The sequence below is a fragment of the Paenibacillus sp. FSL K6-4396 genome (assembly GCF_038002525.1).
In the GTDB taxonomy this organism is placed as follows: Bacteria; Bacillota; Bacilli; order Paenibacillales; family Paenibacillaceae; genus Paenibacillus; species Paenibacillus amylolyticus_B.
This window is the reverse complement of the sequence record NZ_JBBOCR010000001.1, coordinates 3,209,259-3,224,644: the sequence shown is the minus strand read 5'-3', so window position 1 is coordinate 3,224,644 and position 15,386 is coordinate 3,209,259. Positions and strand designations below refer to the sequence as shown.

The 15,386-nt window shown below is 45.1% G+C and carries 15 protein-coding genes; all 15 read right to left on the bottom strand.

What is annotated here, in order from left to right; all coding sequences use genetic code 11:
* Positions 1 to 15: 15 nt before the first annotated feature.
* Positions 16 to 1,170 carry a glycosyltransferase family 2 protein gene (locus tag MHB85_RS14025; protein WP_091016536.1) on the bottom strand — a complete coding sequence of 385 codons (1,155 nt, stop codon included), beginning with the start codon at positions 1,168 to 1,170 and terminating at the stop codon, positions 16 to 18.
* Positions 1,171 to 1,524: 354 nt separating this feature from the next.
* The gene (locus MHB85_RS14020) at positions 1,525 to 2,091 is read right to left on the bottom strand and encodes a TetR/AcrR family transcriptional regulator (RefSeq protein ID WP_192131718.1); all 567 of its coding nucleotides are present in this window, start codon (positions 2,089 to 2,091) and stop codon (positions 1,525 to 1,527) included.
* Positions 2,092 to 2,306: 215 nt separating this feature from the next.
* Complete coding sequence (locus MHB85_RS14015) at positions 2,307 to 3,785, bottom strand: Lsa family ABC-F type ribosomal protection protein (RefSeq protein WP_341073084.1); 1,479 nt, start codon at positions 3,783 to 3,785, stop codon at positions 2,307 to 2,309.
* Positions 3,786 to 4,160: 375 nt separating this feature from the next.
* On the bottom strand, positions 4,161 to 4,697 hold the full coding sequence (locus tag MHB85_RS14010) for a GNAT family N-acetyltransferase (RefSeq protein WP_192131722.1): 537 nt from the start codon (positions 4,695 to 4,697) through the stop codon (positions 4,161 to 4,163).
* A gap of 35 nt (positions 4,698 to 4,732) precedes the next feature.
* Positions 4,733 to 5,116 carry a hypothetical protein gene (locus MHB85_RS14005; protein WP_192131724.1) on the bottom strand — a complete coding sequence of 128 codons (384 nt, stop codon included), beginning with the start codon at positions 5,114 to 5,116 and terminating at the stop codon, positions 4,733 to 4,735.
* Between the two features lie 137 nt (positions 5,117 to 5,253).
* Entirely contained in the window at positions 5,254 to 5,859 is a 606-nt protein-coding gene (locus MHB85_RS14000; RefSeq protein WP_091016549.1) for a pentapeptide repeat-containing protein, read from the bottom strand.
* Positions 5,860 to 6,110: 251 nt separating this feature from the next.
* On the bottom strand, positions 6,111 to 6,719 hold the full coding sequence (locus MHB85_RS13995; protein WP_192131725.1) for a GNAT family N-acetyltransferase: 609 nt from the start codon (positions 6,717 to 6,719) through the stop codon (positions 6,111 to 6,113).
* A 32-nt stretch (positions 6,720 to 6,751) separates the two neighbouring features.
* Positions 6,752 to 7,114, bottom strand: coding sequence for an Asp23/Gls24 family envelope stress response protein (locus MHB85_RS13990; RefSeq protein ID WP_091016552.1), 363 nt, complete (start codon positions 7,112 to 7,114; stop codon positions 6,752 to 6,754).
* A 166-nt stretch (positions 7,115 to 7,280) separates the two neighbouring features.
* Positions 7,281 to 7,757, bottom strand: coding sequence for a hypothetical protein (locus MHB85_RS13985; RefSeq protein ID WP_192131727.1), 477 nt, complete (start codon positions 7,755 to 7,757; stop codon positions 7,281 to 7,283).
* Positions 7,754 to 9,772: an alpha/beta hydrolase family protein gene (locus MHB85_RS13980; RefSeq protein ID WP_192131729.1), complete on the bottom strand. Its 2,019-nt coding sequence runs from the start codon at positions 9,770 to 9,772 to the stop codon at positions 7,754 to 7,756. The genes MHB85_RS13985 and MHB85_RS13980 overlap by 4 nt, the downstream gene beginning before the upstream one ends.
* A 21-nt stretch (positions 9,773 to 9,793) precedes the next feature.
* On the bottom strand, positions 9,794 to 10,723 hold the full coding sequence (locus MHB85_RS13975; protein WP_091030896.1) for an ABC transporter permease: 930 nt from the start codon (positions 10,721 to 10,723) through the stop codon (positions 9,794 to 9,796).
* A 16-nt stretch (positions 10,724 to 10,739) separates the two neighbouring features.
* On the bottom strand, positions 10,740 to 11,657 hold the full coding sequence (locus MHB85_RS13970; protein ID WP_192131731.1) for an ABC transporter permease: 918 nt from the start codon (positions 11,655 to 11,657) through the stop codon (positions 10,740 to 10,742).
* Positions 11,658 to 11,757: 100 nt separating this feature from the next.
* Complete coding sequence (locus MHB85_RS13965; protein ID WP_192131733.1) at positions 11,758 to 13,323, bottom strand: ABC transporter substrate-binding protein; 1,566 nt, start codon at positions 13,321 to 13,323, stop codon at positions 11,758 to 11,760.
* Positions 13,320 to 14,531, bottom strand: a complete 1,212-nt coding sequence (locus MHB85_RS13960) for a M20 metallopeptidase family protein (RefSeq protein ID WP_192131735.1) — start codon at positions 14,529 to 14,531, stop codon at positions 13,320 to 13,322. Before MHB85_RS13960 ends, MHB85_RS13965 begins: the two co-directional genes overlap by 4 nt.
* Positions 14,528 to 15,280 carry a FadR/GntR family transcriptional regulator gene (locus tag MHB85_RS13955; protein ID WP_091016565.1) on the bottom strand — a complete coding sequence of 251 codons (753 nt, stop codon included), beginning with the start codon at positions 15,278 to 15,280 and terminating at the stop codon, positions 14,528 to 14,530. Before MHB85_RS13955 ends, MHB85_RS13960 begins: the two co-directional genes overlap by 4 nt.
* Between the last annotated feature and the right edge of the window lie 106 nt (positions 15,281 to 15,386).

Sequence of the window (15,386 nt, the reverse complement as noted above, 5' to 3'; positions counted from 1 at the left end):
TTCGTTGTGAGTGAATTACCGAACTTTGGTTCCAGGCCAGCATCCATCGTATATGCGATCCATCGTGATCACATTGCCATACAGATCAATGATCAGATCCTTGGCTCGATGGGCATGTCTCATCTCAATCCAGTAGCGGTTCTCTAATAAACGGGCGAAATTGTCTACCAAAAACAGTAACCGGTTCTCACTATGAATCAGTTCTTTACCCAGTACCTGTGGCAGCCAGATGGCCCCGTTGGAATTGAAGCGATTGGAATAGTCACGTACCTCGGCTACATTGGCAAAGTCAGCTTCCTCCAACTTGGTCCAGAATGTATCCGCATCACTGCGAACCTCGGCAAGGTCAATGCCAACAATCGGCAGATGCTGGTATTCAACTTGACTCTCTAGCTGTGCTTTCAGATGACTGAAAACGAAAGGCCACACATCAGCCTCGATTTGACCGCCCCACTTTTTCCAGAAGCGTGCCAGATTATTCTTGCGGTTGAAGTTCCGGTGAATGCCGCTACTGCGTTCCCAGTGATATGCTTGAATATTCGGATTAATGACCGTATCGTATCCGGCAGCTCGTGCCCGCATCTGATAATCAAAGTCCTCGTACCCGTTAAAGAATTTCTCATCGAGGTTACCGATGGTCTCGTACACCTCCCGCTTCATGCCAAACATGGCGAACACCACCAGTTGAACAGAGAAGGTTTCTTTTGGGATATCATCAGGAGATGCGTTCAGGAACAGGTGTCGGCCGATGGTGTCCGCAAAAGCAATGCCGCAATGCTGCACGCCTCCTGTTTGCGGATACAACAGAACCCCTCCAATCATGCCAATCGTAATATCGCTATCCAGTGTCTCTTTCATCATCGGTTGCCAGTTCGGTTGAAGAATGGTGTCAGAATCCAGGAAGAAAATGTACTCTCCCTTGGCTAGACTCAGTGCGCTATTAATCGACACGGCGCAACCGAGTGGAAAATCATGCTGAAGAATCTCGATGGTCACACCTTCTCTTACTTCTTGCTTCAGTTTATCCAGATGTTGAAAGACTGCTGAGCCGGAACCATCGTTGATGAAAATAATCTGGGTGGATGGACTTACCGTCCGGAGCAGCGAATCTGTGAACAAGTTCAAAATGTTATAGTCCTGGTTGACTGGCACAATAATGGTGTAAAGCATGGAATCCCTCCTGATTTGGGTTGATGGAATGAGTACATAAGCTGATTTTGAACTGCACAATTGCTGGTGTTTCTGTCCGGCCCCCCTTGTTTGAATATTTTGTCTTTATTTGGTAATGATTTGAATCTACTAGAAATTTATATCATTTTTTGTAAACTGGAAATCTTAAATTCTGAACTCTGTTAATATTTGAATATGTGAGAAAATCAAGTCTTTGCAGCTTGCGCACTGAGAAACGCTGTTGTGAACGCAAAAAAACACCCTCAAAGAGTCTGTGTATCCAACGATACGATTGACTTTTTTGGGGTGTTTTCGCTATTAAAATCTAATGTTTTTGCTTCTATTGGCGCTGACCTAGTGCTGCTTAAACCCATGATAAAACGTGTCTACTACAAGCGCGGGAGCTGCTTTTCTCGCGATGTGACCACTTACAACCTGCTGCCACGTCAGGAACATGATGGAATACAGCACATCAACAATCCAGGTTTTATCAAGATCGGAGCGAAAATAACCTTTCTGTTGTAACAGACCGACCGCATGCAGTACCGGTTGTCTCAGTTTCAGATCTGCTCCCTCAATCTCTGGATTATAGTTAATGGTGGTGTCATGAGCCAGAAAATATATTTTGTCGCCTAATGGAATCAGCGCCTCAATCAGCTCAGGTATGTACTTTTCACAGTGCTCTTCATCCAGTTGAACTTGTTGCATGGTCTCACTGACCACCTCGATTGCGCGTAATCCCAGATGAACCATGAGCTGTTCGCGGCTTTCCACATATCGATGTAAAGTCGCAATACCGATTTTTGCAGATTCTGCAATTTCATTCATGGAAGCATTCGGTTTTTCAATCAGCAACTTGGTGGCCTCGTCCAAAATGGAATTGAGCCTGGTTTGTTTGATTGTAGTCATTTCTTTTTTCATTGGTATTACACCTCTTAGCGAGTATAGTTCAACAATTGATCTGTTCATCCATCATATGATTGGATTAGACCATAAAATTATAGCATACTTCCTGACCATACCAATGTGTGCGTGTAACAAACAACTTTTATATGGTTGATCGAGATATGAGAATATGTAAAGTTTAAGAGCCGCCATATGGCGGCTCCTAACAAGGAATTGTTCTTCATTAATACTCATAGTTCAATGATTCTTGTTGCAATATTGGTACAAAATTCACGATCATGTTCTACAAAAAGCAGGGTTGGCGAGTATTCCAGCAATAAGTCTTCGATCTGCATACGTGAAATGACATCTACAAAGTTGAGTGGTTCATCCCAAATATGCAGATGAGCTTTCTCACTAAGACTTTTGGCAATGAGCACTTTCTTTTTTTGACCTGCGCTAAACGTTGAGATATCTTTCTCCAATTGCAGTCTGGAAAAATCCAACTTTCGAAGTATTGATTTAAACAGGCTTTCATCAATCTCGTGTGTGGCCGCATACTCAGATAAATGCCCTCCAAGATCGGACGTGTCCTGCGATACATACGAGATTTTAAGCTGATGATCCTTTCGGAAAAGACCTGTATAAGCAATATCTTCACCACAGATCAGTTTAAGAATGCTGGATTTGCCAGATCCATTTTTACCGTAAAGGGCAATACGATCTCCTTTTTCAACCGTGATACTGACATCCTTGCACACCGTATTGGCCCCGTACGATATCGACACATGTTCCAATTCGACAAGTTCATGCTTGTGAAAATCCAGCTGATGGATCTGCAGTCGTTCTGCACTCTCGATATTTTTGAGAAGTTTAGACTTATCTTGAATCGCAGATTGCTGCCTTTGTTCAATATTTTTGGAACGTTTCATCATTTTGGCAGCCTTATGCCCAATATATCCTTTATCCACCTTGGAACCGGAGTTTCTTGTACCATTTTTGGTCTTTTCGACTTCATGCGACCATCCGCCGGTCCGTTTGGCAGAATCGGATAAACGCTTGATATCTTTTATTAATTTCTCATTACTCGCAAGTTCAAACTGATCTTGCCTTCTTTTATTTTCCCACCAAGCGGAGAAATTGCCTTTCTGAATCTCGATGTTGCTCTTATTGATGGAAAGGATGTGGTCTACACTTTGATCCAGGAAGGATCGATCATGAGACACCAAAATAAATCCACTCTTGCTGCGGAGATAATCACCTACGATTTCTCTCGCATGAATATCAAGATGATTGGTTGGTTCATCAATGAGCAGAAACCGATTGTCCTTCAGGAACAAGGCAGCCAGCATCACCTTTGTTTGTTCTCCGTTGGATAACGTGTCGAAAGGCCGATACAATACATCTTCCGACACCTTCAACAGGTTAAACTCGCGTACAACTTGCCAGTGCAGATATTCAGGATGAATCTCGCCGATGACATCGACCGTCATGGCTCCCTTATTCTCTACCTGGAAAGGAAAGTATTCAAAGCTAACATTCGCAGAGATATGTCCGCTGTATTCATATTTACCGAGCAACAGATTGAGGAAGGTTGTTTTGCCTCTGCCGTTCCTGCCGGTAAAACCCAATTTCCAATCGGAGTCTAACTGAAAACTAACATTTTCAAATATATTATCGTAACTGCCATCATAGGCAAAGGTCAGGTTGGTAACGTTAATTAAAGACATGCAGATCATCCTTTTTATGTGAAATATAAAAGTAAACTGACGGGATTTCACCATCGAACATGGCATGGATTCCCTCACTTTAATATTTGAACATAATCAGAATGTAGATTCGCTTATACAATAAAGAAACCTGGCGATAAACTACTCAACGCCAAGTAGATCTATGCATAGGAGGACAAAGTGTCGGATTCTGATTAGTCATATTGTGAACCATGCCACTGTTCATGTTCGTTGACAGGTCCACATAAACATCCACAACCTCTAATTCAGTCATGACTCTATCCCCCCTTTGAAAGTTCAAAATTTAATACAGAAAACGTAACATGGAATACGATATGGGTCAAGGCGCCCTTCTTCAATCTTGGCGAGTAAAGATTAATATAAATATCCTAAAAAATCGAGTTCTCCTTCACTCCATGGCATGCTTCCAACTTCTTTAATCATTAACCCCTCCACCTCTTGATGCCCAACTCCAACTGTGGTTAAGGTTTCATGATCAATTTTCAACCACTTACATGTGTTGCTTACCGTTTTGAATCCATTTTTGCTATACAATTCCTCATGATCCGCAAATAAAAGGACAAAATCAACACGCCCTTTGGCCATCCTTTCCACTTCGGATATTAACAAAGAAGCGATTCCCTGAGAGCGAACAGCAGAAGAAACACACAAATCAATTATCCCTAACACTCTTATGGGTTTTCCATTTAAATTCATTATCCTGTAATCTATTCCTACATGCCCAACTAATTGGTTATCTGGGGCAAATGCCAGTACTCTGCCCTGTGGTATTTGCTTAAAAAACAATCTGTCTTTCGGATAAACTTCCGGAAAACTGGCAACAAGTAATTCTTGAAGAAGAGTTGACCATTCTTCACTTAGATCCACATCATATGTTTTAATTAATTTCAAAAAAATATCCTCCTAAATCAAGCCATTGATACACGTTACGGAGCATAAGCATCCTCTACCTCAACTTTTCGTTCATTCCCCATCGCAATGTATCTTACGTTAATGACATTCCCTTTCTGAAAGTGGGGAATATGTGTGATTGGAATATACGTCTCTACAATTGTTGGGAAGGTGCGGCCGTCAACTTGGGTTACAGTCAAATCCAGTCGTACCCCTGGCCTTCCATCCATACTGGATGAAGTCTGTACAATATCATGAATAATCGCTTCTGCTGGAATTCCGTCCATCAGAATGCTCTTTCGAAGATGCTGATTCTCTTTATTGTTACGTAGCAGTTTAAATGCCATAATTGTAGTGATTGTGCCTGTTATAAGCCCAAAGACAATAATAGCAACAATAGTAATTAATGTGACGGTCATGATAACCTCCTTTTAGTTGAAACTTATGTTAACTACTTCTTGTTTAGATCTCTTATTCCTGCCAATTTACTTGAATGGGAAAGCTTTAACGTCAAAAAAGCCGCCTTAAGGGCGGCTTGCTGCTGTGTATGTTCAACTCAATCTACTTTCGCACCATACGAGCGTACAAACAGAACGGCTTGTTCGCGATCCAAACGTACGCCTTTGATATCCAGTGATTTCAGATCGATTCCTTCCAGGTTAGCCCCTCTTAGATCGGCCCCTTGCAGCTTGGCTCTGCTTAATACAACTCGGGTAAGATCACAGTCTCTCAAATCCGCTTTGGTGAAATCCGTGTCCGTAAAGTCAGCCTCAAAGAAACGAATTCCTCGCAGATCCTGTTTCCCCAAACGTGTATGTCTCAGATTTGTATAGGACCAATCGCCGTGACTTAGTGTGATGCCATCCATTTGCGCACCTGAAAAGTCTGAGCCTGTCATCTTGCAGGAGCTGAATTTGGAAGCAAAGAGATTTGCACCACCAAAGGTGCAGTTTTCAAAAGCCGATTCCGTATGAATCGAACCATTCATGGAAGCCCCTTTGAAGTCACACTCGATAAAACGACAGTTACTCGTTTCGATTTCTTCCATAGAAGCGTTCATAAATGTACACTGCTTGAAAACACAGCTTATGAGTTCTCCATAGCGCAGATCACGTCCCTCAAAATGTACTGTTTCATATTCCTGATCCTTATATTGATACACTGGTTACACCCCACATTGTATATTTCTCCGTCTTACTTCATTAAAGAACTTTTATACTATACCACACCCCTGTCAAGTACCTGCTTAATCACCCACAAAAGTCAAGTTACTTTTTTTATGAGAAAAATCTGAAAACTAAAAAAGGGACGCATAAAGTGCCCCTCCAGCTCACACTTTTAACTGTTCAAATGTAGGCTTATATATGTGAAACTCTCCAGTTTGCTGCTTTTTTCTATTCGTATCAGAAAACATTACACCAGTTTTTTGGACAACCTGTACAGGGATAACGACGGTTTATTGATTTCCCCTACTCTCTGGTATCCCAAACGCTCGTAGAGTTTAATAGATAGTAGATTTTCCTTTTTAACCGTAAGTGAAGATTTGGACAGACCTTGTGTTATAGCTTGCTCCTCAGCAAAATGAATGAGGTGTGTCCCTACACCAAGTCCTCTGCTTTCAGGCAAGGTAGCCAATGTTCCGATGTGGTACTCGTCGTCCTCCGCTTCTTTTAATGTCACCATGGAGTAAAACTCTTTCCAGTGTTGGAGATTATACTTAATCAGGCTCCATTTACGAAGTTCAAACAGTTTGGAGAACGTTGGCAAAGCAAGTTTGTTCATTATAGTGGTCGGATAACACATGATCATGCCCAGCGTTTGGTTACCCATTTTAGCTTCATAAGCATATTGGTGACTGAATCGGTTCTGATTCGAACGCCATAACTTGTTGAATGTTTTCTCAATAATGCCTTTATCCTTGGTACCTGCAAGCGAATAGGCCATATATTCAAGTGCCATCTGATTTAGTTGCCCGCCGACTAATGATTGTGGACTGGCTTTTATTATGGAAATCTTATTCATCGCTGTCACTCCTCTATGTAGCTGAAATTGGACTAAAACCTCGCATCAGGTTGGTTGAATGATAACCCCTCAACGATCACATTCACCGTATCAATGGTTAATCCGGTCAGCTGTTCCACATGTAATCTCACATTGTGTTGCAATTCCCTGCAGACTTCATGCACTTTTGTTCCATAACAAACGACAACCTTTAAGTTTATCTCCAGTCTTGATTCTACCTTGCGGATGGCTATGCCATTTTGCAGACTTTTCCCACTCCACTTTTTGGTGATACCTTCTACAAGTCCTGTCGACATGGATGAAATCTCACTGGTAGTATTCGCGATCTTGCCGACAATTTTGGAGATCACATCATCCGATATTTGAATTTTCCCAAAAACATTTTGAATGGACATCTTAGGTCCCCCTCTTTATGCCTGCATTTTTTGATAGATAATAATATCATTTAATATAAATATAAATCATGAAGAGTCCGATTTCAACTTTTTGAATTCTGTCGTCCACATTTCTAACTGTACATACCAAAAAAAGCCGCGATCACCGCAGCTTCTGATGGTCATACTATGGGAATTTCAATTGAATAAGGACAGGAATGTGGGAGGATGACCCGGTCTCTGTTCTCCCTTCCTCTGCTGCCTCGGTTTCTTCAACTTGCACGATCCATTGCCTGCCAATTAACGATTGCAGCAATTCAATCTCATGTTCAGTCAGATGAATATGCTTCAATGACAGATCATCTTGAACATAATCCCGATCCATCTTACGGTCAAACCGGAAATCGAGCAATCTCTTCAATGCGTTAATATGCAAAAACTTAAACTCATAACCTTGACGTATCGCCATTTCCCAATCGTCTCCGATATCAGCTGCTGTCTGCAGTCTTTCATCAAAATCCATCGCGGGCTCTTTAACCAGAGGCAGCAACCGGGAAAAGTCACGACGTTGCAACCATTCAATAATGTTCTCCTTGGTTGCACCACTTGTCAGTACATTCTCTACGAGAAGCCCTACAGGAATGGACAACTGAGTTCGACTCATTGCTCGCCCTCCTCATTCCCGAGGTACTGATTGAACCAGGCATTCACCTGTTCGAAGCTATCGATACGTAATGAAGGTTTACCGCTTTTCAGCAAACTGTGGTTGGAACCCGGGTAACGAATCAGTTTGGTTTTTTTGCCGTATCGTTTTAGCGTAGTATATAATTCCTCCGCTTGTGCAATCGGTGTCCGATAATCCTGCTCTCCATGCATGATCAGAAGTGGCGTCTCAATGTGATGTGCATGGGCAAGAGGTGAGCGAGACCACAGGAATTCAGCGTTTTTCGCCGGATTACCACCAATGACTCCCTCAACATAGGAAATTCCAATATCGCTCGTTCCATACATGGACAACCAGTTGGAGATGCAACGCTGGGTTACAGCCGCCTTGAAACGGTGGGTATGCGCTACAATCCAGTTTGTCATCACTCCGCCATAACTGCCACCCGCTACACCCAGACGTGATGCATCAAGGAAATCGTATGTAGCCAGGGCATAATCAACAGCTTCCATAAGATCCCGGTAATCCCCTCCGGCAAAGTCGCCACGGCAAGCTCTGGCAAACTCCTGACCGTATCCCATACTTCCGCGAGGATTGATCCATAGCACAGCGTAACCTTGCGCAACGAGTGTCTGCATCTCATGACTATATATGCCCGTATACATTGCGTGGGGTCCACCATGAATCTGCAAAATCAGTGGCAGTCTCCCATTGGTGTCACGTATTGTCGGTGTGGCTAACCAACCTTGAAGCGGCCATCCATCGGAGGACGTAAACTCTACACGGACTGGCACATTTACAGCCAATTCAGCCATGAATTCATCATTTCGCCGGGTGAGCCTGAACATCTCACCACTGTTGATATCCACGCGATATAACTCTCCGGGTTGTTCAGCAGTTAACGCAGCGATAACCAGCGACGTACCATCTGGCGTTAAGGTATACTGATACACATCCTTTTCACCAGCACCCGTAACGGATTGACACTCTCCATTATCTTGAATACGGTACACATCCACACTCCCGTTCTGCGTCCCAAGTACATATACACCGCGTTCGGGATGATTGGCATCCGAGACAGGAGAAGGTGACGCACCTGCCGACTTCATATCTCCAAGCGCCGCGTTACCAATCTGCATATCTAATTGAGGTGCGATTGGCCTGGGTATACCTCGATGAACGGGGACAGCGTATAAGCTGTTGTGGCTCCCGCTTCCATACTCACGATCACTGGCGATCAGGATCAGCTGCTGCCCGTCGGACGAATAAGAGAATTGGCTTATCGCCAGACTGGAATCCGTCACTTTGAACAGATCACTCTCTCCCAATCGAACGCTGTATATATCCGTAAAGTACAGCAGATCCGCATCAAGCTCCTCATCCTCTACTTGCTTCGAAATGAAAGAAAGCTGCTGGCTATCTGGCGACCATACCGGGGCACTGATATTCCATAGCCCGGAAGTCACCTGTGTGATTTCCCCGCTTTTAATCTCATATACAAACAACTGGCTGTATTGACCGTCCCACCAGCCAGACCCTTCCGCCTTCGGCGTTGTGCGCTCGAAGACTTTACCTCGCAGCACAGATGCAGGCTCCTGTTGTGCGTCTGCTTTCTTCTGTTGGTCCTCCGGTTGTACTTTGCTGGTAAACGCAATGTACTGCCCGTTCGGCGACCAGATATAACTCAATATTTTACGTGCGGGAGATATCAGCATGACAGTCTCTTTTTGATCTGACTGGAGCGACCATAGTCCTTTACCCCCATCCACTGAGCGAATGAATGTGAGCTGTGTGCCATCCGGCGACCAAGCAGGTGAGGAATCTTTTGTTCCATCCGAAAGTGCAATATCTTCATCACCATCGAGCGAAATTCCTCGAATTTGTGTATTATATTCGTTTTCATCCTGATCTATGGTCTGTTCCACATAAGCCACTTGTCCGTTAGGACTGATCACCGGCTGGCTTATCCAACGGTAGTGACTCAGATCCTCCGGCATAATTGGTCTTTGATTCATATTGATGGCTCCCTTCTCCGTTTATTTATGGGTTGTCTCCGTACGTGGATCAAGCACATCACGCAGCCAATCTCCAAGGAAAATAACACCGAGTACGGTAAATGTGATGGCTAGTCCCGGGAATGTAGCGACCCACCAGCTTGTTGCAACGTATTGTCTGCCATCACTGAGCATCCCTCCCCAGGATACATCAGGTGGTTTGATACCTAGACCCAGGAAACTGAGTGAAGCTTCCATAATAATTGTCGTGCCGACATTCATACCGCAGATTACGATAAAGGATGAAAGGATATTCGGCAGAATGTGTTTCAGAATCAATCTTCCATTCTTCGCGCCAATTGATCTGGCCGCATGAACAAAATCCCGCTCTTTGATACTTAGTACTTCACTTCTTACCACACGGGTGAATGGAACCCAGTTCGTCACCCCGATGACAAAGATCAACGTTGTAATACCCGGGCCAACAATCGCCATCACAACAAGCATGAACAGAATGGTTGGAATCGCCATGAATGCATCACCTACACGCATGATGACTGCATCCAGCCATTTCCCGTAGAATCCGGATACCAGCCCCAGAATCGCGCCAATGATTCCTGATACAATCACGGCACCCATTCCTACAATCAAGGAAACTCTTGCACCATATACAATTCGGCTCCACATGTCTCTGCCCAGATTATCGGTCCCCAGCCAGTATTCGGCCGTTCCACCCTCAAGCCATGCAGGCGGTTTAAGGCGATTGAGCGGATTCACTGCCGCTGGATCATGACTCGTTAATAGAGGTGCACCTATGGCAATTAACACAACCAACAATACAAGCACAGCACCAAACATTCCGGTCTTGCTGATGATCAGTTGCTGCCAGATATAACGAAATCCCGTTGGTGCACGTCCATTGTCCTGTTCCTGTTCTGTACCCGGAATTGGCATTTCATTGCTGCCTGTCATATGATTGCACCTCCTTCTAGTCGTATTTGATGCGCGGATCGAGTAGCCTGTAAGCTACATCCGTCAAGATGTTGATGACCACAACGATAAAGGCAATGACAAACACCGCGGCTTGCACAATCGCCATATCATGTGTGTTGACTGCAACGACCAGCAACTGACCCAGTCCAGGCCAAGAGAACACCGTTTCCGTAATCAAGGTTCCCCCGATCAGACTTGTAAACTGCAAACTCATAATCGTTACCACCGGAATCAGTCCATTCCGAAAAGCATGTTTCACAATGACAACCATCCGGCCAAGCCCCTTGCTGCGGGCTGTTCGAATATAGTCCTGATTCAGAATCTCCAGCATGCTGGAGCGAATCAGCCGGGTCATCTGCGCGGCAAGTCCAACGCCAAGCGTGAATGCCGGCAAGATCAGATGTGACAACCCTCCGCGACCAGATACCGGCAATACGCCCAGCATGACGGAGAACAAGAGGATAAGCATAATCCCCATCCAGAAGTTTGGCATCGCCTTACCAATAACGGATATTCCTGAAATGATGAGATCGGTAAACGTATTGCGTTTCACAGCTGAAATGACTCCAAGTGGCACAGCCATAAGTACGGCAAAAAACATGGCGGCTACAGCCAGTTCAAAGCTGGCAGGTAATCTCTCCAGCACCAGCTCTAACGCAGGCTGATTGTAGCGAAAAGACTGACCAAAATCTCCCTGTATCGCACTGCCCAGAAACTTCGCGTATTGCGTATATAAAGGCTGGTCCAAACCAAGTGCCTGCGTCAAGACAGTACGATCTTCAGCGGTAGCCGTTTCAGGCAACATTAGCGCAACCGGATCACCGGTAACTCGAACCAAAATGAACACAATTAATGAAACAATGAACAGCACCGGAATGATCTGTAGTAATGACTTAAGAACGTATTTGCCCATTCCTTGTTCACCTCCCTTTTAAAAAAGAACGGCAGGAACATGGTTATCCAGTCCCTGCCGTTCAGGCCTATCTTTTCAATGACCGGTGTTATACCCGATGTTACTGTGCCACAGGTGTAATCTCGTCAGCATAGAACATCTCGTCACTGCGCGGCGCGAAGTTCACTTTAGCATTTGTTCCGTAGACACCTTCCATTTGGTACAGATATACGGCTGGGCGTTCTTCAGAGAAGATCTGTTGTACTTGTTGATACTCTTTCTCACGAGACGCAGGGTCCATGTTCACCAGTGCCGATTGAAGCAGTTTTTCTACTTCAGGATTGTTGTAATCCGACTCGCCTTTTGCTTCTTCCAACATATAACGATTGTAGTTATTCGAAGCATCGAACAAGGAGTTACCGATACCAATCATGAAGATTTCTTTGAATGATTTGGAGCTGTAACGTTCACTGAATGCACTTGCTTCCAGGACATCCAGGTTGATTTTGAATCCGGCTTGTTCCAGCATGGCTGCAACAACTTCAGCTTGTTCTTTGTACTGTGCAGAAACGGAGATGGTCATCTCAGCTTCACCTTCTGCATAGCCAGCTTCTTGCAGGAGCTGTTTGGCTTTTTCCTGGTCATAGAGTGACGTTTTGTACAATGAAGGATCAGCACCGAAGTTGCCTGGAGTTACAGACGTGCGGGTTACGATACCTGCTCCGCCGGCAATGCTGTCCACGATTCCTTGTTTGTCGATAGCCAGGTCAATCGCTTCACGTACTTTCGGATCAGCCGTGATGCTGCCTTCTGTCTGACGGAAGATCAACTGAAGCACACGTTGGATTGGCGCTTTGACAATCTTTTTATCTGCTTCGCCTTCGATCCGGGCAATGTCGGTGGACGGAATGGAAGACGCCACATCTACACCACCAGCAAGCAATTCGGATACGCGTGTGGAGGCTTCAGGAATAACGCGGAATACCACTTCATTCCATTTTGGTTCACCGTCGAAGTAGTTCTCGTTTTTCACTAATTCCACACGATCATCTTTGGTCCATTTACTGAACTTGTAAGGGCCTGTGCCTACCGGTTGTTTCAGGAAAGCATCGAATCCTTTATCCGCAATATATTTTGCTGGCAGAATGCCTGCTCCCATTTTGGACAGACGATTCAGGAGCAATGGATCTGGACCATCTGTGATAATGTCTACGGTATAGTCATCCACCGCTTTAACTTCTACGATATTTTTGAAATAACTGTTTTGTTTCAGTGTCTCGTCCTTGGCTACGCGCTCCAGCGTGTATTTTACATCTGCTGAAGTGAATGGATCGCCATTGTGGAAGGTAACACCTTCACGCAGCTTGAATCTCCATGTTGTATCATCAACCTGATCCCATGATGTCGCAAGTCCCGCAACTTTTTTCTGTTCACTGTCATTTTTGATCAGATAATCGAAAACGTTGACCAGAACCGCTTCACTGGAGGTGTTGTTATTGTTGTGCGGATCGAAACTCTCAATGTCTGTTGCTGCAGCAACGGTCAGTGTTGTACTTGCGCTTCCACTGCCCGTTCCTTCTGTTGCGGAACTATCATTCGTGCTTGTCGATTTTCCTCCGCAAGCGCTGAGTACCATTACGACTGCCAGTAACGTGATCCACAAGCCTGTCCATTGTCTTTTTTTCATTGTGATTGCTCCCCCTCAGAAGTTGTATTCCTTGCCAAAAATTCAAGTGCTACTGCAGACAACATGCTTACACCATAAGGCATCGCTGTCTCATCAAGATCAAACATGGGATGGTGGAGTGGATAGCGAGTACGTTCCTCATCATTCCCAGATCCTAGTCTGAAAAACACACCCGGAATCTGTTCACAATAAAAGGCAAAGTCCTCGCCCCCTGTGGAGGGTTTGATATAAGTCCATCCCTTCTCCGCATTAACCTGATCACAAGTCTCTGTTAGCAGGTCAACCATGCCGAGATCATTCACGACAACAGGGTATCCATCGCCGTAGACAACTTCGCATCCTGCTCCAAAAGAATCACAGACACCTTTAACAACCTGCTCGATCAAAGCTGGCATCCGCTCACGAATGGCAGGTGAGAGTGTACGAACCGTACCGATCATCTCCACTTCCGGGGCGATGGCTGTTCCCATATAACCTCCGGTGATTTTGCCAATCGTGACTACTGCCGGTTCAAGTGGATCAACCATCCGACTGACGATATTTTGCAATGCGGTGATGACCTGAGCGGATACCGCGATCGCGTCAATGCCCTCATGCGGACGAGCTGCGTGGCCACCCTTACCAAACACCTTGATGATCAAGGGATCAGCTGACGCAAACGCAACGCCCTGACTTACACCCAAGGTTCCCGTGTTCTGTCCAGGTGTCATGTGTAATCCTGCGATGGCATCAACCTTCGGATTCTCCAGAACACCGTCCTGGATCATGGCTCTTGCACCTGCAAGTCCCTCTTCTGCTGGCTGGAAAATAAATTTGATATTGCCTGATTTCGGTCTTCCAAGACCAGTAAGCAGCTGGGCTGCACCCATCAGGATGGAGGTATGAGCGTCATGTCCACACAGATGCGCTTTGCCTTCCACTTGCGAGCGGTATTCCACCGCTTTCTGATCCTGGATTGGTAGGGCATCCATGTCCGCGCGCAAAGCAAAGGTTGGTCCATCGGTCTCTCCGCGAAGCAGGCCTGTAACCCCGGTCTGTCCGACATTACGTGTAACTTCCAGCCCCAGGCTTTCCAGATGCTCAGCTACGATAGCGGATGTGCGATGCTCCTCGTAACCGATTTCCGGATGGCGATGTAAATCTCTGCGCCAAGCACTTAACTGGGCTTGTAGTGGCTGAGCCAGCTGTATTAGTTCTGAACGATTCATTCGCTGTCATTCCCTTCATTTTTGTCCGATTCAGAAACCAAACGGGCATAGATTGCATCCGCCGAGAATTCGATATGCCTTTTCATCGTCTCCTTAGACTTGATGCTATCATGGGCTTTCAATGCTTCAAGAATCTCCATATGTACACCGTGATTGACGGTACGTATCCGGTCATCATAAGGCATCAAGTCGAGCGCCGGATTAATTTTCGTCCGGATCTGTCTGACAGCTCTCTCGCAGTATGGATTCCCAGACGCTTTGGCGATGGCCAGATGAAATTTCACATCCAGCGCTCTGAACCATTCCCTTGTGCAGTCTGGCTCTATACTTTGTTCCATGTAGCCCTCAAGCAGCTCCAGTTCGCCTGCGGTGATCCGCTCAGCAGCGAGGAAAGCTCCCTCCGGCTCGATGATGGTTCGATATTCAAACACCTTCAGCATCTGTGACCAATCCCGTTTAATTTCTTCTCTGGTCCGTTTATGCGAATTGGCTGTCAGAGGCAATACAAATGTTCCGCCTTTGGCACCCACCCTTTTCTCAATCAAGCCTTTCTCTTCCAGTGAAGAGAGTGCCTCACGAACGGTAATGCGGCTTACGTTAAAAATTTCTGCCAGATCTCGCTCGGCTGGAAGCTGTTCTTCACTCATCAATTCTTTCAAAATAATGGCTTCTTCCAGTTGTTCCCTAATGAATTCACTAACCTTTTTGGTGGATACTTTCTCAAAACGAAATGAAAACGTACTGGACATCTAAACACTCCGATCTGTATATGGTCTAGACCTTATACCATTAATATAATTCCGACTAAACTTATATGCAATACTTTTTTTCAAGTAAATTCATATTTTTTTCTCA